The 16,797-nt window shown below is 59.3% G+C and carries 17 protein-coding genes and 1 tRNA gene; 9 read left to right on the top strand and 9 right to left on the bottom strand.

Annotation, left to right across the window (positions count from 1 at the left end):
* On the bottom strand, positions 1 to 1,238 hold a 1,238-nt coding region (locus QZ571_RS16880; RefSeq protein WP_295537172.1), incomplete at its 3' end, for a glycosyltransferase.
* A gap of 117 nt (positions 1,239 to 1,355) precedes the next feature.
* The gene (gene carA / locus QZ571_RS16875; RefSeq protein ID WP_295537170.1) at positions 1,356 to 2,522 is read right to left on the bottom strand and encodes a glutamine-hydrolyzing carbamoyl-phosphate synthase small subunit; all 1,167 of its coding nucleotides are present in this window, start codon (positions 2,520 to 2,522) and stop codon (positions 1,356 to 1,358) included.
* 167 nt (positions 2,523 to 2,689) lie between these two features.
* Here carA and QZ571_RS16870 point away from each other — a divergent pair, with 167 nt between their 5' ends.
* Together QZ571_RS16870 and QZ571_RS16865 are read left to right on the top strand one after the other, a co-directional pair.
* Positions 2,690 to 3,154: a GatB/YqeY domain-containing protein gene (locus QZ571_RS16870; RefSeq protein ID WP_295537168.1), complete on the top strand. Its 465-nt coding sequence runs from the start codon at positions 2,690 to 2,692 to the stop codon at positions 3,152 to 3,154.
* Positions 3,155 to 3,289: 135 nt separating this feature from the next.
* Positions 3,290 to 3,715 (top strand): hypothetical protein, encoded by a 426-nt coding sequence (locus tag QZ571_RS16865; RefSeq protein ID WP_295537166.1) that lies wholly within the window; start codon positions 3,290 to 3,292, stop codon positions 3,713 to 3,715.
* Between the two features lie 3 nt (positions 3,716 to 3,718).
* On the opposite strand, the gene QZ571_RS16860 is transcribed toward QZ571_RS16865, so the two are convergent.
* From QZ571_RS16860 to lipB, 4 genes are all read right to left on the bottom strand, one after another.
* On the bottom strand, positions 3,719 to 4,243 hold the full coding sequence (locus tag QZ571_RS16860; RefSeq protein ID WP_295537165.1) for a DUF2244 domain-containing protein: 525 nt from the start codon (positions 4,241 to 4,243) through the stop codon (positions 3,719 to 3,721).
* Positions 4,244 to 4,382: 139 nt separating this feature from the next.
* Positions 4,383 to 6,056 carry a cytochrome c oxidase subunit I gene (gene ctaD / locus QZ571_RS16855; protein ID WP_295537163.1) on the bottom strand — a complete coding sequence of 558 codons (1,674 nt, stop codon included), beginning with the start codon at positions 6,054 to 6,056 and terminating at the stop codon, positions 4,383 to 4,385.
* Between the two features lie 248 nt (positions 6,057 to 6,304).
* The gene (locus QZ571_RS16850; protein ID WP_295537162.1) at positions 6,305 to 6,733 is read right to left on the bottom strand and encodes a cytochrome c family protein; all 429 of its coding nucleotides are present in this window, start codon (positions 6,731 to 6,733) and stop codon (positions 6,305 to 6,307) included.
* Between the two features lie 117 nt (positions 6,734 to 6,850).
* Positions 6,851 to 7,519 carry a lipoyl(octanoyl) transferase LipB gene (gene lipB / locus QZ571_RS16845; protein WP_295537160.1) on the bottom strand — a complete coding sequence of 223 codons (669 nt, stop codon included), beginning with the start codon at positions 7,517 to 7,519 and terminating at the stop codon, positions 6,851 to 6,853.
* 201 nt (positions 7,520 to 7,720) lie between these two features.
* On the opposite strand from lipB, the gene QZ571_RS16840 reads away from it, so the two are divergent.
* The 7 genes from QZ571_RS16840 (at position 7,721) to QZ571_RS16810 (ending at position 14,903) form a co-directional block, all read left to right on the top strand.
* Positions 7,721 to 9,412, top strand: coding sequence for a peptidoglycan-binding domain-containing protein (locus tag QZ571_RS16840; RefSeq protein WP_295537158.1), 1,692 nt, complete (start codon positions 7,721 to 7,723; stop codon positions 9,410 to 9,412).
* A 151-nt stretch (positions 9,413 to 9,563) separates the two neighbouring features.
* Positions 9,564 to 9,650: transfer RNA gene (locus QZ571_RS16835), tRNA-Leu, on the top strand.
* A 125-nt stretch (positions 9,651 to 9,775) separates the two neighbouring features.
* Entirely contained in the window at positions 9,776 to 10,003 is a 228-nt protein-coding gene (locus QZ571_RS16830) for a Hint domain-containing protein (protein ID WP_295537156.1), read from the top strand.
* A gap of 317 nt (positions 10,004 to 10,320) precedes the next feature.
* Entirely contained in the window at positions 10,321 to 11,424 is a 1,104-nt protein-coding gene (locus QZ571_RS16825; protein ID WP_295537154.1) for an ABC transporter ATP-binding protein, read from the top strand.
* 94 nt (positions 11,425 to 11,518) lie between these two features.
* Positions 11,519 to 12,595, top strand: a complete 1,077-nt coding sequence (locus tag QZ571_RS16820) for an ABC transporter substrate-binding protein (RefSeq protein WP_295537152.1) — start codon at positions 11,519 to 11,521, stop codon at positions 12,593 to 12,595.
* Positions 12,596 to 12,728: 133 nt separating this feature from the next.
* On the top strand, positions 12,729 to 13,979 hold the full coding sequence (locus QZ571_RS16815; protein WP_295537150.1) for an ABC transporter permease: 1,251 nt from the start codon (positions 12,729 to 12,731) through the stop codon (positions 13,977 to 13,979).
* A 12-nt stretch (positions 13,980 to 13,991) separates the two neighbouring features.
* A complete protein-coding gene (locus QZ571_RS16810) occupies positions 13,992 to 14,903 on the top strand; it encodes an ABC transporter permease (protein ID WP_295537149.1) in 912 nt (303 codons plus the stop codon).
* Here the strand turns inward: QZ571_RS16810 and QZ571_RS16805 are convergent.
* The 3 genes from QZ571_RS16805 to thyX form a co-directional block, all read right to left on the bottom strand.
* Positions 14,900 to 15,319: a DUF1810 domain-containing protein gene (locus tag QZ571_RS16805; RefSeq protein ID WP_295537147.1), complete on the bottom strand. Its 420-nt coding sequence runs from the start codon at positions 15,317 to 15,319 to the stop codon at positions 14,900 to 14,902. The genes QZ571_RS16810 and QZ571_RS16805 overlap by 4 nt on opposite strands.
* 64 nt (positions 15,320 to 15,383) lie before the next feature.
* Positions 15,384 to 16,193 carry a hypothetical protein gene (locus tag QZ571_RS16800; protein ID WP_295537146.1) on the bottom strand — a complete coding sequence of 270 codons (810 nt, stop codon included), beginning with the start codon at positions 16,191 to 16,193 and terminating at the stop codon, positions 15,384 to 15,386.
* Positions 16,190 to 16,797 (bottom strand): FAD-dependent thymidylate synthase (gene thyX / locus QZ571_RS16795; RefSeq protein ID WP_295537144.1); only part of this gene is annotated, 608 nt, incomplete at its 5' end. The genes QZ571_RS16800 and thyX, both read right to left, overlap by 4 nt.

The following is a 16,797-nucleotide window of genomic DNA, read 5'->3' as shown; positions in this document are numbered from 1 at the left end:
CGCGGGTTATAGTAATCGAGGACGCCTTGCAGGCAGGCCACCTCACGCGGGGCCTGCGCAAAATGGCGCGCCACGATATGGAGTTGATCGGGTTCGGGCGCATCCTCGGCATCCCAGACTCCGATCACCGAGCCGCGGCAAAAGCTCAACGCATAGTTCAGGGCGCGCGGCTTGGTCTTGATCGGGCCGTCGGGAACGGTCACGATTCGCATCCAGCGGGGCAATCGCGCATGCGCCAAAGCCTCGCGGGTGATGGCATCGCTTTGCTCGGCGACAAGGATCACATCCAGCAACTCGCGCGGATAGTTGAGCCGCCCCAACCGCTCCACCAGCCGTGGCGCAATGTCATTCTCGCGAAACAGCGGCACCATCATGGAAATGATCGGCAGGCGCGGAGGCGGGCCCGTGGTTGGACTATGTAGGGGCAGGGGGGGAGCATCTGCCTTGCGCCGCGCAAGGAATTCGGCCGTGAACGCCAGCAATTTCAACCCCATCGAGGCGATCAAGGTCAGCATTACCCAGCCAAACAGAAGCCCAAAGATCGCTTGCGGTGCAAACCACAGCCCCAGCAACGTCAGAACCACAAAGCCCCCCGCGATCCGCGCCGCGCGGGCCTCGTTATGGGTGCGGCAGCTTTCGGTGGGGTCGACCTTGACCTCGGCGCGCCGGATCAGGGCCGTTTGGCGACGCTGCAGCAGGCTGTCATGCACATCGCGTTCGGGGGCGAGCATCATGCGGTAGGGCGCGAATTTCGCGGGCAGGGCGGATTTCAGCGCTGCGAAACTTTCGGGGCGTGCGGTGGCGATCACGGTTTGCCCACCGATCTGACGCCACGGCACCATGGCTTGCGCCAAGCACAGTTCAGCCCCCAGCGCATCAATCAGCCGGGGATCGGGATGTTCGCGCATCAGATCGACAACCGAGACCTGCCATTGCCGCGCGAGGGCGGCCATCAAGGCTGGTTCCTCGACCCAGCCATGGGTGAGCAGGATATCCCCAAGCCGCACATCTTCGCGCTGTCGCAGCGCCAGCGCCTTGAGCAGATTTCCCGGTTCCACCTCGCCCATTTCCAGCAAGATCTGGCCCAGCGGAGTGCGCGATGTGCGCTCGGTTGAGGATTTTGGGAATACCCGGCGCAGGCGCTGTGCGGGCGTGGCCGTTTGAAGCGCCGAGAGCGGCGGCGCTCCCTGCGCCAAGTCTGTCGGAAATTCCAGAATACTTGACTTGGCCCACGCCATGAGTCGCCCCTAATCACTGTCCCGCTCACACCTTGCGCAGTGAGGGTTAACAGAGGATTAACAGATCAAGGGCATTGCGTGGCATTCACACCCGGAAGGCGCAAAAATGCCACGATTTCAAGACGCTTTGCGCGCACGCATCGCATCGGCGAAGCGCTCGAACAGATAGTAGCTGTCCTGCGGGCCGGGGCTCGCTTCGGGGTGGTGCTGCACCGAGAAAACCGGGCGATCTTGCAGCGCGATACCGCAATTGGAGCCATCAAACAGCGAGATATGCGTTTCGCTCACGCCTGCCGGCAGCGTCTGGCTATCGACGGTAAAGCCATGGTTCATCGAAGTGATCTCAACCTTGCCTGTGGTCAGGTCTTTCACCGGATGGTTGGCACCGTGATGGCCGTGATTCATCTTGATCGTCTTGGCCCCCAGCGCCAACGCCAGCATCTGGTGACCAAGGCAGATCCCAAAGACTGGCAATTGCGCGTCCAGCACCCCCTTGATCATGGGCACGGCATAGACGCCCGTCGCCGCCGGATCGCCGGGGCCATTGGATAGGAACACCCCATCGGGGTTGAGCGCGAGCACATCTTCGGCGGTCGCAGAGGCAGGCAGCACCGTCACATCGCAGCCCGCCGAAGCCAGACAGCGCAGAATGTTGCGTTTCGCACCGTAATCGATCGCGACAACTTTGAGATCGCAATCGGTCGCCGCGCTGTAGCCTTCGGGCCAAGCCCAGCGCATCTGATCCCAGTGATAGCTTTGCGCGCAGGTCACATCCTTGGCCAGATCAAGGCCGACAAGCCCGCTCCAGTCGCGCGCTTTTTTCACCAGCGCCTCGATGTCAAACACGCCATCGGGGTTGTAGGCCAGCGCCACATGCGGCGCGCCTTGCTGCCGGATCGCGCGGGTCAGGCGGCGGGTGTCAACGCCACCGACGCCGATGCGGCCGCGCTTTTCCAGCCACTCGACGAGGGTCTCGGTGGCGCGCCAATTGCTGGGGGCGGTCGGGTCCCATTTCACCACCATGCCCGCAGCAAAAGGTTCTGCGGTTTCATCGTCTTCCGGGGTGACGCCGGTATTGCCGATATGGGGGAAGGTGAAGGTCACGACCTGGCCCGCATAGGATGGGTCGGTCATGATTTCCTGATAGCCTGTCATCGCGGTGTTGAACACCAGTTCAGCGACTGTCTCTCCGGGGGCCCCGAATCCGTGGCCGTAGAAAAGCTGTCCATCTGCCAGAGCGATCAATGCAGTGGGCTTTTCCGTTGCGGTCTGACTTGCAGGCATGGCGCGACTCCCCGAGGCAAAATTCGACGGAACTTAGGCGCGCGATGCGCGCGGGTCAAGGGCCAGAAAGAGATTTGTATTATTCAATAAAATCAATAATTTGCATTGGTTGTGCGCATTTCGCAAAGCAGCTATTCTGACGTCTTGATACGTAGGGGACGCTGATCATGGAAATGCGAGAACGGATCGCAGCCGCACTAAAGACGGCAATGAAGGACAAGGATCGCGAGCGGCTTTCGACGCTGCGCCTGATCAATGCGGCCATCAAGGACCGTGAGATTGCGATGCGCTCGGAAGGCGAAGGTGAGGGCACCGTCGGTGATCCCGAAGTGCTTGCGATCATGGGGAAAATGGTCAAGCAGCGTCAGGAAAGCGCGCGCGCCTATGAAGAGGGCGGGCGGCTGGAACTGGCCGAAAAGGAGTTGTCCGAGGTCTCTGTGATCGAAGATTTCCTGCCCCGCCAACTGAGTGATGAAGAGGTCTCGGCGGCCATTGATGGTGCCATTGCCAAGCTCGGTGCAGATTCGATCCGCGATATGGGCCGCGTGATGGGCGAGTTGAAGGCGGAATACACTGGCCAGATGGATTTCTCCAAAGTCGGTCCGCAGGTCAAGGATCGCCTTACCGTCTAAGGGGCAGGGCCGCAGCGCCTCAGGCGCTCTTTGGCCCTGCTCTCATCCCTGATGATCGCGATCCGCCTGAGGGGCCTTTGCTGGCTCGGGGATGTTGGCACTAGAATGTGACTGTGTGAGTGAGTGGAGTGTGCCATGCCCAACCGTCTCAATCGACGTGTGCTTGGCGCGTTGGGGGTCGTTTCACTGCTTGGGGCCTGTGTGCCGTCAGCGGGCTTGGACGACCTCAAACGCAGTTATCCCGACAGACAGATGTTTCAGTTTCCCTCCCGCGTGGCTGGGGGGGAATTGGGATATCTTTGCGCGCCGAGCGTCACGCCGCGCGCCACCAAGACACGCGCTTTGCAGGCCCACACAGCTTATGAGGCCGAGATTCGGGCCTATGGCGATACGTTCGCAACGGCGTTGATCGGGGCGCTCACAGCGGGCGCGCCGCCCAAAACCGCGACCCGAAAGATCAATGGCCAAAGCGATGCGTGGGCACGTCAAGCCGCGCTCAAGATCGAGAAAACCTATCAATGTCTGCCAGTCTCGGGCCCGGGCGTGGGCGTGCAGAACTAGGCGCTAAAACTGGCCCGGAGCGCGAAGCTCGGCAAGCTGACGGGTCAGCTCGTTATGAAGGGTGCGCCGCTCTTCGGGTGTCAGGAAAGCACCGATCTCGACTTCGCGCGGACCGCCCAACAAGGTCAGATAATCGGGCACAGGCCCGCCCTTGGCGTGCATTTCGACACGCACCCAATGCGGGTTCGCCTCCCAATCGCGCGCTTTCGCACGACCGGGATCATGGCGCGTCAGATGCAGCTTTTGGGGGCTGAACGACAGAACCTCGCGGACCTCGCCGGTGCGATAGCTTGCTGAGATCGCCCACCAAACCCCTGCCACGGTTGCCATGATGAAGGGCAAAAGCCACCACAGCGCCACCCGCCCCAGCACCGCAAAAAGCGGCAGGCTGATCAGCGTTACGAAAATGACGATGAAGGTCACAAAGCCTTTGCGCGGCAAAGAGCGGTAGGGCCACAGGTGCAACTCGGTTGCGGTATGGGCCGTAGAGGCCCCGGCAGCAGGGCTATGTGTCCAGCGATAGGGCATAAGGTCACTCGTTCACGCGCAGGCTCAAAGATAACGCGGATCGCCAACTCGGCAAAGCGTTCTGCGCGCGCTTCCTACAATAAAAAACGGCCCCGGATCACACCGGGGCCGTTTCTAGATCAGGAAGATAGGAGCGCCGCTAATGGGAATGGGCGTGGTCCCAGTCCTCGCGCTTGGGAAGCTGCTCGAACGTATGTTCGGGCGGCGGGCAGGGCAGGGTCCATTCCAGCGTGTCGGCATATTCGTTCCAGTAGTTGTTCTCGGTCACGCGCTTGCCGAAGAACAAGGTGTAGAACACGATGCCAATGAAGAAGATGAAGCTGGCAAACGAGATGAACGCCCCGATCGAGCTGACATAGTTCCAGGTGGCAAAGGCCTCTGGATAGTCGATGTAGCGGCGCGGCATACCCTGACGGCCCAGGAAGTGCTGCGGGAAGAAGATCAGGTTCGAGCCGATAAACATCGCCCAGAAATGCAGCTGGCCCGCCCATTCCGGGTACTGCCGCCCCGACATCTTGCCGATCCAGAAATAGATCCCGGCAAAGATCGCGAACACTGCGCCAAGCGACATCACATAGTGGAAATGCGCCACGACGTAGTAGGTGTCGTGATAGACGCGATCCAGCGGAGCTTGGCTGAGAACCACACCGGTCACGCCGCCGATGGTGAACAGGAACAAGAAACCAAGCGCCCAAAGCATCGGCGTCTTGAACTGGATCGAACCGCCCCACATCGTCGCGATCCAGCTGAACACTTTCACGCCCGTGGGCACCGCGATCACCATCGTCGCCACCATGAAGTAGCTTTGCTGCGTCAGCGATAGGCCCACCGTGTACATGTGGTGCGCCCAGACGACAAAGCCCAGCACCCCGATCGCGACCATCGCATAGACCATCGGCAGATAGCCAAAGACCGGCTTGCGCGAGAAGGTCGCGATGACGTGGGAAATGATGCCAAAGCCCGGCAGGATGATGATGTAGACCTCGGGGTGACCGAAGAACCACAGGATGTGCTGATAGAGGATTGGATCGCCACCGCCTGCAGGGTCAAAGAAGGTGGTGCCGAAGTTGCGATCCATCAGCAGCATGGTGATCGCGCCCGCCAGAACCGGCAGGGACAGCAGGATCAGCCATGAGGTCACAAAGATCGACCAGGCAAACAGCGGCACTTTGTGCAGCGTCATGCCCGGTGTGCGCATATTCAGGAACGTGGTGATCATGTTGATCGCGCCAAGGATCGAGCTGGCGCCCGAAACGTGTACGGCAAAGATCGCTAGATCCATCGAATAGCCGGATTCATTGGTTGAAAGCGGCGGGTAGAGCACCCAGCCCACGCCCGAACCCATGCCACCACCGCCACCGGGTGCCAGCAGCGACGCGATCCCCAACGAGGTGCCTGCGACATACAGCCAATAGCTGAGGTTGTTCATCCGCGGGAAGGCCATATCCGGCGCGCCAATCTGGAGCGGCATAAAGTAGTTGCCAAAGCCCCCGAACAGCGCCGGAATCACCACGAAGAACATCATCAGAACGCCGTGATAGGTGATCATCACGTTCCAAAGATGCCCGTCGGGGGTGCATTCCTCGGCCGCGTTGGCGATAAATCTTGCGCCCTCTTGGCACATGTATTGCACGCCGGGCTCCATCAGCTCGAGGCGCATATAAACTGTGAAAAGAACTGAAATCAGGCCAACAAACCCTGCGGTGAACAGGTAGAGGATCCCGATATCCTTGTGGTTGGTGGACATGAACCAACGGGTAAAGAACCCGCGGCTTCCATGTGCACCTTCGCCGTGGACGGCTGCGTCGGCCATAGTATACTCCCATATCTCCCTGCAGGCCGGGGTCTCCCTCCCATGGGCCTGATTAGGGTGACGTTATGGGGGTTTTGCGCCCGGAGCAAGATTTCAACACACGCAACCGTGAAAAATTGTCGCAGCTCCGTGAAGATTTTTGCAGAAACTTGAATATTTGCATGTCGCAGCGTCGATCACGGGGGCTGCAACGAAAAAAGGCGGGTCCGAAGCCCCGCCTTTTCGTCTTCTGAGTGCGCGAGCGCTGCTTAGCTGGCGTTGCCCGGCGAAACCTCGGGGGAGGCAAGATAGGCGGCGATATCGGCCTGATCTTTCTTTTGCTTCCAGGTCATGCCCGATTTGGCTTTGGGATCGCCGGTTTTCTCTTCGAGATAGGTCGACGGATCGGTTATGTAGCTTGCGATGTCTTCGGCGGTCCAGACCGCGCCAGTCGCGCCCAGTTCCTTGATGCCGTCTTTGTATTTGAAGCCCTCGACGGATGCGACGGGGCGACCCACAACGTTATAAAGGTTCGGGCCGACCTTGCCGCCTTTGTAGATGGCGGTCCCATCAGGGGCGACGATCGAGTGGCAGGCTTTGCATTTCTTGAATTCTTTTTCGCCCTTGGCGGCGTCCTGCGCGAAAGCAGGGCCAGCCAAGGCGATGGCGGTGATCGAGGCAATCAAGCTAAGTTTCATCGCGTATTCCCTTAGTTTTGTGTGAGCAGTGCGGACCCTCCCGGTCCGGCCTTCACAGACAGTCACGCTGTCTTGAAGGCGGTCTTAACATGCAAAATATAGTCAATGTCAGTAACTTTATCGCGCGTGAGCGGGTTTCCCCGCGAAGGTGCGCGCGAATGTCGCAGCCAGCGCGACGTCAAGATCGGCCATCGTCGCGGGAATGCCCAAATCGACAAGACTGGTCACGCCATGATCGCGAATCCCGCAGGGCACGATTCCCTCAAAATGACTGAGATCGGGGTTAACATTGATCGAGATGCCGTGAAAGCTGACCCAGCGGCGCAGCTTGACGCCGATCGCGGCGATTTTGTCTTCGGCCAGGGCTCCATCGGCGCTTCGCGGCTTTTCGGGCCGGGTGACCCAGACGCCCACGCGCGCCTCACGGATCGCACCGGTGACGTTGAATTCAGCCAGCGCCGCGATCACCCAAGTCTCGAGTTGATGCACGAATTGGCGTACATCGCGCCCACGTTTGTTGAGGTCCAGCATCACATAAGCGATGCGTTGACCGGGGCCGTGATAGGTATATTGCCCGCCCCGTCCCGCCTCATGGACGGGAAAGCGGTCCGGATCGACAAGATCGGCGGGTTTGGCCGACGTGCCCGCCGTGTAAAGCGGGGGGTGTTCAAGCAACCAGATCATCTCATCGGCGTCGCCGGCGGAAATTTGCGCCACGCGCGCCTCCATAAAGGCAAGCGCCTCTTGGTAAGGCACCAAGGTATCGCTGATGCGCCACTCGACCATGACATCTCCTTTTCCGGCGCTGGATTCCCTTACCCAACGTCAATTCTTCTTGCCATCCAAGCGATTCGCCCCGCAAACTATCACGGATTGGTGAGCGGTGCCGTGGAGTGCTTCACATCCAAGAGCCCCCCCTTGGCGCTGCAAAATGGCTTTTACGCTGCAAAAAGCAAAGCCGAAAGCATGGGACTGGAGGGTCTAAAGATGAAACACAAGGCTTGGATTACCGGCGCACTCGCGCTTGGCATCGCCTTTGGTCCGGTGGGACCGGTGGCGGCGGGGGGCTCTGACATTGTCGGCGGCGTGATCGGTGGCATCATCGGCGGCGCGATCGTGAATGAGGCGAATCGCAATCGCACCACCCGAACTCGCACGGTCACGAGAAACGTTTACAGGGCACCTTCGATGTCCTCAGCACAGCGCGAACAAAATCGCGAAGTGCAAGCTTCGCTCAATCATTTCGGCTGGAATGTGGGCCGGCCCGATGGTGTGCTTGGGCGCAATTCGCGCACGGGCATCTCGCAATATCAGGCGTTCATGGATTTCCCGATCACCGGCAATCTGAGCGAGCTTGAGCGCACGATCCTGACCTCTGCGTATCAAAAGGCCAGACTGGGGGGCTCTGCCGTGGCGCAGACCATCTCGACGCATCCGCAGGGAATGCGCGGTCTTCTTGTTGAAACGCGCGAGCAGATGCTGGGCGGGGCGGGGTCGCCGAAATATGCGGGCGGCACGATTGGGGGGCTTCCACCCGAAGTGTCGGAGGCTGTGTTTGAAATCGCGCGCAACTCAAATGTGCAGCCTCAGCAGCTCATCGCGCGCTCGGGCTTTGTGCAATTGGCCGATATGAACGCCGACGGGCGCACGGATTATCTGCTGGATACGTCGGTGCTGGGGCAGGGCTTCTGGTGCAATGGCGATAATTGCACCGTGCGGATCTTTGCCTCGACCCCGCAAGGCTATGAGCGCAATGACTTCCAGGCGGTGGGCGCAACGCCTGCCATGTTCACCTGTCGTCAGGCCACCTGCCAAAAGCTGGATCAGACAGCGCCGGTGATGGCGGGCGCGCCCGGATCAAACCTGAGCACGCAGTCGCAGGGCTTGCCCGATACCGTGATGGCCTCGGGCGGGCCAGCTTTCGCGGCACAGTTGAGTGAGGCGAACACACCCACGATGCCCTCTTTTGCGGCGGCCGTACCGACAGTGTCGCTGGCCTCTTACTGCGCCAAGGTCGGGCTTGTGACCTCGTCCAATGGCGGGTTCATGACCGAAGCGGCAATGAGCGATGCCGATCAGGCGCTTGGGGAGCAGTTCTGCCTCGCACGCGGTTACGCGATTGACAGTGGTGAGGCGATGGCGGCCAAAATCTCGGGATTCACGCCCGATCAGGTCACGGCGCAGTGCCGTGATTTTGGCGCGCTGCTGAAATCTGAGGTTGCCTCGGCCGGGATCAGCCCGCGTGACGTGGTGATTGATCAGGTCAAAGCCTTTGTTGCGGGTTCAGGTATGAGCCCCGCGCAATTGACGGGCACTGCCAAGATCTGTCTGTCGGTTGGCTATCGCACCGATGATATGGGCGTGGCGATTGGCTCGGCACTGGTGTTGAGCGCGCTGGGTCAAGACGGCTATGGAGAGCTGATCGGCCACCATCTGGTGCGCGGTATCGGTACGCAGGAGCGCCGCGATCTGGCGCTGGGCTGGTATGAAAAAAGTGTGACCGCCACGCCGGTCTTTGCCCCCGGCCAACCCGAGCGCAATGCCCTTATCCGCAAGGCAGCACTGGTGATCAACGGTCACTCGATGACCGAGCCAGCCCCGACAGCGACCAAAGGGGCAGGGCTTCCCGGTTTTGCCAATATGGCCGCTGATCTGGTCACAACGGGCGCTGCGCAATAGGCGTGTAATCTTGGGCGCGGGCCGGGCAAGACGCCCCGGCCCGCAGCCCTCAACGGGTCCAGCGTTGAAAAAAACTGTGGCTCAAGCCGAAATACCCCCTTTCCATCGCGCGAGGCTTTGGCTAAGACGCGCCTCACCAAGCCTAGACTGTGCGGTCGTGGCGGAATTGGTAGACGCGCAGCGTTGAGGTCGCTGTGGGGTAACTCCCGTGGAAGTTCGAGTCTTCTCGACCGCACCAGATTTGCCGAAAGGCCCGGACGCATCCCGTCCGGGCCTTCGTCATTTAGTCCCCCGTTTTGGCGGAATTGGCTCAAATTTCATCCAGTGTTTTGTGCTATTAACCGGGTTTTCGGAGTGTTTTTGATGCTGTCTTTGGGGGGCTCTTGTCATGGCGGCAAGGGCGCATTGGGGCTGCCGGACGGGGAGGCGGGGGCGCTGGGCCGGGCCAAGCATCTGGCGGCGTCTGGCTGGGGCGGGGTGCGCGTGGTCCAATACCACCACATCTTGTTGCCCCGCCACGCGTTTGTGCAAGCGCAGGGGGCGTGGGTCGAAAGCTATTGGCCGGGGGCCGTTTTGCATTGGGCGCTTTAGAGGCGCGCGCGCTGGTCATTGCTGCGCGCGATGCCGAAATTGGCAGGCGTCCTTTTTGCCGAAACGACGCGCCAGCGCCGACTATGGGCCGCGCGTGCGCGGCGTGTTACCCTGGGTCAACATTGACAGGCAGGCATGCAGGCTTTGGTCAAGGCTTGCGCGAGATGGGGTGCAAATAGATGATTTTTCAGGCAATTCTTGCGCGTAGCCCGGTTCATTTGCAGCAATCAGAAAAACAAGTTGAATTCTGCAAGTGCCCTTGGTTTAGTCATATGCACGGGAAATGACCAAATATAAGAACCAATGGGGAGCCCGCTTTGACCAACGCTGATAACGACGAAGGCTTCGTCGTCTTCGACCGTGTGCAGAAGAGCTATGACGGCGAAACGCTCGTCGTAAAGGATCTCAATCTATCGATCGGCAAGGGCGAATTTGTGACGATGCTGGGGCCGTCGGGCTCGGGCAAAACCACGTGTTTGATGATGCTTGCGGGCTTTGAGATGGCGACGCATGGCGAAATCCGGCTCGATGGCGAAAATATCAACCATGTGCCGCCGCATAAACGCGGTATCGGCATGGTGTTTCAGAATTACGCCCTATTCCCGCATATGACGGTAGGTGAGAACCTTGCGTTCCCGCTGAACGTGCGGGGCATGGGCAAGGACGAGCGTGAGACCAAGGTCAAACGCGCGCTGGATATGGTGCAGATGGGCGCTTTCATCAACCGCCGTCCGGCCCAGCTTTCGGGCGGCCAGCAGCAGCGGATCGCCTTGGCGCGCGCACTGGTGTTTGACCCCAAACTGGTTTTGATGGACGAACCGCTGGGGGCGCTCGATAAGCAGTTGCGCGAGCATATGCAGTTCGAAATCAAGCATTTGCACGACTCGCTTGGGATTACGGTGGTCTATGTGACCCACGATCAGGGCGAGGCACTGACCATGTCGGACCGCGTCGCGGTGTTTGACGACGGTCGCATCCAACAACTTGCGCCGCCAGATGAGCTCTATGAGCGCCCGCAAAACAGCTTTGTTGCGCAGTTCATCGGCGAGAATAACAAGCTGCTGGGAATCGTTGAAAGCCTGAATGGCGATACTTGCACCGTTCGACTTGAAACCGGTGAGATCATCGACGCGACGGCGGTGAATATCCGTGAGGCAGGGCAGAAAACCCTTGTCTCGATCCGCCCGGAACGCGTGGAATTCAAACCAGATATGATGCCCGAAGGCTCGCACACGATCAGCGCCGAGGTGCTTGAAGTAATCTATATGGGTGACATTTTCCGCACCCGGATGCGCGTTGCAGGCTCTGAAGAGTTCGTGATGAAATCGCGCAACACGCTGGATCAGGTGCGCCTGAAACCGGGTGAGACGCTTAAAATCGGTTGGCATCCGCAAGACGCGCGCGCGCTTGAACCGATGTAACAGACATCGCAGCGGCACCCGCTGCTGCGACCTGCCGCAATCCAGCGGCCAAACGACAAAAAGTCGTAAAAAATCAACCAACTGGGAGTTACACATGAAGAAGATCTTGATTTTGAGTACAGCAATGTTCGGCCTTGCCAGCGTTGCGGCTCAAGCTGAATCGGTCACCGTCCTGTCTTGGGGCGGCGCTTATGAGAAAAGCCAGGTCGAAGCCTATAACAAGCCCTTCACTGCAGCGACCGGCATTGATGTGAATATGGAGGCCGCCGACAACCCCGGCACCCCGATCAAAGCACAGGTTGAGGCTAATAACGTCTCGATCGACGTGGCCGATGTCGAGAAATCCGACGCGGTGCGCCTGTGCGACGAAGGCTTGCTAGAGCCGATCGACCCCGATACCGATCTGGCCGCTGCGCCTGATGGAACCCCTGCTTCAAAGGATTTCATTGACGGCGCGCTCACGGATTGCGCTGTTGCAAATATCGTCTGGTCGACGGTCATGGCCTATAACACCGACAAGGTTAAAGGCACCCCGACTACGATCGCCGATTTCTTCGACACCAAGAAGTTCCCCGGCAAGCGCGGTCTGCGCAAATCCGCCAAAGCGACGATGGAAATGGCGCTGATGGCTGACGGCGTGCCTGCCGCGGACGTCTACAAAGTGCTCTCCACTCCCGAAGGTGTGGATCGCGCGTTCAAAAAGCTCGACACGATCAAGAACGATATCGTCTGGTGGGATGCTGGCGCGCAACCGCCGCAGCTTCTGGCGGATGGCGAAGTGGTCATGACCACTGCGTATAACGGTCGGATTTTCAACGCCCAAGTGGCCGAGAACCAGCCCTTCAAGATCGTCTGGGACGGTCAGGTTCTTGATTTCGATCTCTTCGTGATCCCCAAGGGCGCGCCGCATATGAAAGAGGCCAAGGAATATCTGAAATTCGCAACCAGCACGCAGCAGCTCGCGGATCAGGCGAAATGGATCTCCTACGGTCCGGCGCGTAAATCCTCGGCACCGTTGGTTGGGCTGTATCAGGACGGCAAGACCGAAATGGGCCCCGAAATGCCCACCGCCGAAGCCAACATGAAGAACGCTCTGGTCAATGACTTTGAGTTCTGGGCCGATCATGACACCGAGCTGAGCGAGCGTTTCAACGCTTGGCTTGCTGGTTAATCTGACACCGGGCCGCGCGAGGTAACTTGCGCGGCCCGATCTGTTTTCCAAGGGCCGACGCCAATTTGCGCGCCCTTCCTAATATCGAATTTCGTCGCCTGCTGCGCGCAGCCCCGCTTCCCGAGGAGAGATGATGACAGATGTCACGACCGAATTGAGAACCGCAGACGGTAAGTCGCTGAAGGCGGCGTTGGCGGCAAGTCAGGTGCGTGCGAAACGGCGGGCGTTTTTCCTCGTTGCGCCGCTCTTGTTGTTTGTTCTCGTGACCTTTGTCGTGCCGATCGGTCAGATGCTCAAGCAATCGATCTATAATGACGGGTTTTCCTCGACCGCGCCCGCGCTGGACAAATGGTTCAAGGCCCATCCGCTGGGCTCCCCGATTGACGAAAGCGCTTATGCCGCGCTGGCCAGCGATCTCAAGCTGATGAAGGCAGATCGCACGCAGGGGCAGGCGGGCACGCGGATTAACTATGATGTGGCGGGCACGCGCTCGCTGTTCACCTCGACCGCGCGCAAGATCGACAAGCTTGAGCCGCCGTGGAAAGAGGCGATCTTGGGGGCTGACGCGGGCTGGAGCGATGCCAACCTGTGGCGCGCGATGCGCTCGGCCAGCTCGCCCTATACGATTGATTTCTACCTCGCGGCGATGGATCACACGCGCGACAAGGACAACAATATCGTTCCCGTTAATCCCAACCGCGCGATTTATGGCAAGCTGTTTGGCCGCACTGCGATGCTGTCGATCATCATCACCGTGCTGTGCATGATCCTCGCCTTTCCGATTGCGCATCTGCTCGCCACCTTGCCGCTTGCGAAATCGAACCTCTTGATGATCTTCGTGCTGCTGCCCTTCTGGACCTCGCTTCTGGTGCGCACGACCTCGTGGATGGTGCTGCTGCAACAACAGGGCGTGCTGAACGATGTCCTCGTCTGGCTTGGCATCATCAACAACGATGGGCGCCTTGAGATGATGTATAACAAGACCGGCACGATCATCGCGATGACCCATATCCTGCTGCCCTTCATGGTGCTGCCGCTCTATTCGGTGATGCGCACGATCCCGCCAAGCTATGTGCGCGCCGCGCGCAGCCTTGGCGCTACCAGCTGGACGGCGTTTCGCAAAATCTACCTGCCGCAAACCCTGCCGGGGATCGGGGCTGGTTCGCTGTTGGTCTTCATCCTCTCGGTCGGTTATTACATCACGCCCGCCTTGGTTGGTGGCGCCGATGGTCAGCTGATCTCGAACATGATCGCCTTCCACATGCAGAAATCGCTCAACTGGTCGCTGGCGGCCGCGCTTGCCTCGCTGCTGCTGGGCGGAGTCGTGATCTTGTATTGGCTCTATGATCGGCTCGTGGGCATCGACAACATGAAACTGGGCTGAGGAGACACCGATATGGCACTTCCCGCTTATGCAAGCCCGCTCGAACGCGCATGGCACTACACCTATCTGGTGTTGTGCGGGCTGATCTTTTTCTTCCTGATCGCGCCGATCGTGGTGATCATCCCGCTGTCATTCAATGCGCAGCCCTATTTCACCTTCACCAAGGAAATGCTCAACTTCAATCCGGCGGGCTATTCGTCGCGCTGGTATGACTTGCTGCTGACCTTTGGCATGCAGGAACCGCAGCTAGAGCGCGGCTGGTCATGGTGGATGGATGCCTGGCAGCATTCGACCTGGATCGGGGTGGCGAAAAACTCGCTCATCATCGGGTTCTTCGCAACGATCTTGGCCACGTCGCTGGGCACCTTGGCCGCGCTTGGCCTGTCGCGCCCGGAAATGCCCTATCGCCGCGCGATCATGGCTGTGCTGATCTCGCCGATGATCGTGCCGATCATCATCACCGCGACGGGGCTGTTCTTCTTCTACTCCAAAGTCGGGCTGGCCCATACCTATCCCGGCATCATCATGGCGCATGCGACGCTGGGCATTCCCTTTGTCATCATCACCGTGACGGCAACGCTGGTGGGGTTCGACAATTCGCTCAGTCGAGCGGCGGCGAATATGGGGGCCAATCCGCGCACGACGTTTTTCAAGATCATCATGCCGCTGATCCTGCCCGGCGTGGTGTCGGGCGCGCTGTTTGCCTTTGTGTCCTCGTTCGATGAGGTCGTGGTGGTGCTGTTCGTGGGCGGCTACGAGCAACAGACCATCCCGCGCCAAATGTGGAACGGCATCCGCGAGCAGATCAGCCCGGCGATCCTCGCCGTGGCGACGATCCTCGTGTTCTTCTCCATCGCACTGCTGACCACGGTCGAGCTGCTGCGCCGCAGGTCTGAACGGCTGCGGGGGATGACGCCCGGCTAATCTTGACGGCCGATCTCGGCCAGTGTCAGAGGGCAGCGTTGCCCGCCATAGAATGTCTCAAGGAGCCGGGGAAACACCGGCTCCTTTCCATTTGAGGCAGCCTCGAACAGCGTCGCGCAAGAGCGCAGTTTGAGCGCATCGACCGGCCCCATGATGTCCTCAATATCTTGGCCTTCATGGGCAAGTACCGCCTCGGAGGCCTCTACCAGCCGCGCGCGCAAGACTGGATCAGCGAGATAGTCCCGCGCCTCGGCCAGATCCGCGATCCCATACTCGCGCGCCCGCTGACTGCGCCCAAGCGCGGCGAGCTGCGGGAAAATCCACCAGATCCAATGTGAGGTTTTGCGGCCTTGGCGAAGTTCGCGCAGGGCGATGGGATAGTCGCGCAATTGGGGGGCGTGGAAGCGTTGGGTCATTTCAGGGAGTGTAGCACGGTTGGTTTCAGGCGAGGAGGGCCGCGACCGACCCGAGGGTCGGCGGTTAGTTCTCGGAAAACTCGATACGAAGACTTAGCTCATTCATCGCGTAGTGTACAAACTGGTCACCGAGAGCGGTTAGTTCATAACCGTCTTCATCGTCGAAAGCGGATTTCATTGTCGACGTTTGTGCGCCACGAGGCTTCGTAGTTTTTTTTATGTAATTGCCAAGAGGATCGGTTTCGCGAGCCTGCCGAATTACCCCCCCGGTCGAAAGGTCACGAATAACTAGTTTGAACAGGTCGGCATCAGCGGAATCTTCTCGAACCTGTTCGCGACCCATTTGTTGCCAGATGCCGAAGCGTGTGATGCCTTTCCGATTGTAGATTGCACCTATTACCTCGAAATGAAGGTCGGAGTAGAGCTTGAGCCATTCAAGAAACATTCGGACAACATGATCGCTTGTCAGACAGGAAGTAGCAGCGTTTGCAAGGATGTTTCTGACGAAAATTCGTTTTCTCTCACTTTCAGACGCTGCCCATTCACGGAATGTTTTGCGAACTAGAGACTGATATTCATCAGAATGTATTCGTTTCTCAATCTCGACGTTATGAATGTCGACACGGGCCATGACTTCAAGAATTGTTCGCTCTTTCTCCCGAAGCTCATCTTGAAGCATTGCAATCCAGTGCTGGAGAAATTTATTTACTGACTCCTGCTCGTTCTCAGACCAAACACCTGCCGCAGCGGACAGCAAGCCTCCAGCAAAGGGAACCAGCCCTCCAGCAGCATTAAGAACCGCTCGGCTTGCTTTGCCTTTCTTTCCACTACCTTTTGGAGGTTCCGGCGAACCATTGTCGACTTCGTCAGTCACCCCCAAACCCCACAAAACTCCCGCCATTCCCCCTTGCTCATCCCAGAGCTCTCCTGCGCCACATCTTCCCCCGCCAGACGGCGTTTCAGCACCTCAACGGCCTTGCCACTCAAATTCACCCCGCCCAGACGGTAATCCTCAAACGCTTCATAGGCGCTCGGCACCCAATCCTTGACGATGTCGCACATCACCTCGGCGTAAACCCGGATCTCGTATTGGGCGTGGCTGTCGGCGCGCAGGCGCAGGAAGTGGAACAGGTTGTGCAGGTCGATCTTCCAATACCATTGCGTATAGATATTGGCGGGCAGGTTCATCCGCGCCAACTCACGCGCGAGGCCCAGCTTGCCGGTATCGGCGTCGGGCGTCAGCATGTCCTCGTAATGGTCATAGCTGCGCATCGCGTCCTCGCGCAGAAGATCAAGCACGCGGGCGGCCTCGGCCCCTTCCAGAACCTCGCCCCGGCCTTGGTTGTTCTGTTTGGACTGCGCGGCCAGTTGGTCAGGCGAGGGGATGTAGAATTCGCGATCCAAAATCGAGTAGCGCGCGGAGTATTCGTTGACGTTGGCGGTGCGGTGGCGGATCCACTGGCGCGCGACAAAGACTG

Source organism: uncultured Thioclava sp., assembly GCF_913064665.1.
Classification (GTDB): domain Bacteria; phylum Pseudomonadota; class Alphaproteobacteria; order Rhodobacterales; family Rhodobacteraceae; genus Thioclava; species Thioclava arctica.
This window is presented reverse-complemented; position numbering and strand designations above follow the sequence as displayed.

Coding starts and splice junctions, on each gene's coding strand:
- carA (WP_295537170.1), bottom strand. CDS start 2,522: ATGCCTGCAAGTCAGACCGCAACGGAAAAGCCCACTGCATTGATCGCT.
- QZ571_RS16870 (WP_295537168.1), top strand. CDS start 2,690: ATGGAAATGCGAGAACGGATCGCAGCCGCACTAAAGACGGCAATGAAG.
- QZ571_RS16865 (WP_295537166.1), top strand. CDS start 3,290: ATGCCCAACCGTCTCAATCGACGTGTGCTTGGCGCGTTGGGGGTCGTT.
- QZ571_RS16860 (WP_295537165.1), bottom strand. CDS start 4,243: ATGCCCTATCGCTGGACACATAGCCCTGCTGCCGGGGCCTCTACGGCC.
- ctaD (WP_295537163.1), bottom strand. CDS start 6,056: ATGGCCGACGCAGCCGTCCACGGCGAAGGTGCACATGGAAGCCGCGGG.
- QZ571_RS16850 (WP_295537162.1), bottom strand. CDS start 6,733: ATGAAACTTAGCTTGATTGCCTCGATCACCGCCATCGCCTTGGCTGGC.
- lipB (WP_295537160.1), bottom strand. CDS start 7,519: ATGGTCGAGTGGCGCATCAGCGATACCTTGGTGCCTTACCAAGAGGCG.
- QZ571_RS16840 (WP_295537158.1), top strand. CDS start 7,721: ATGAAACACAAGGCTTGGATTACCGGCGCACTCGCGCTTGGCATCGCC.
- QZ571_RS16830 (WP_295537156.1), top strand. CDS start 9,776: ATGCTGTCTTTGGGGGGCTCTTGTCATGGCGGCAAGGGCGCATTGGGG.
- QZ571_RS16820 (WP_295537152.1), top strand. CDS start 11,519: ATGAAGAAGATCTTGATTTTGAGTACAGCAATGTTCGGCCTTGCCAGC.
- QZ571_RS16815 (WP_295537150.1), top strand. CDS start 12,729: ATGACAGATGTCACGACCGAATTGAGAACCGCAGACGGTAAGTCGCTG.
- QZ571_RS16810 (WP_295537149.1), top strand. CDS start 13,992: ATGGCACTTCCCGCTTATGCAAGCCCGCTCGAACGCGCATGGCACTAC.
- QZ571_RS16805 (WP_295537147.1), bottom strand. CDS start 15,319: ATGACCCAACGCTTCCACGCCCCCCAATTGCGCGACTATCCCATCGCC.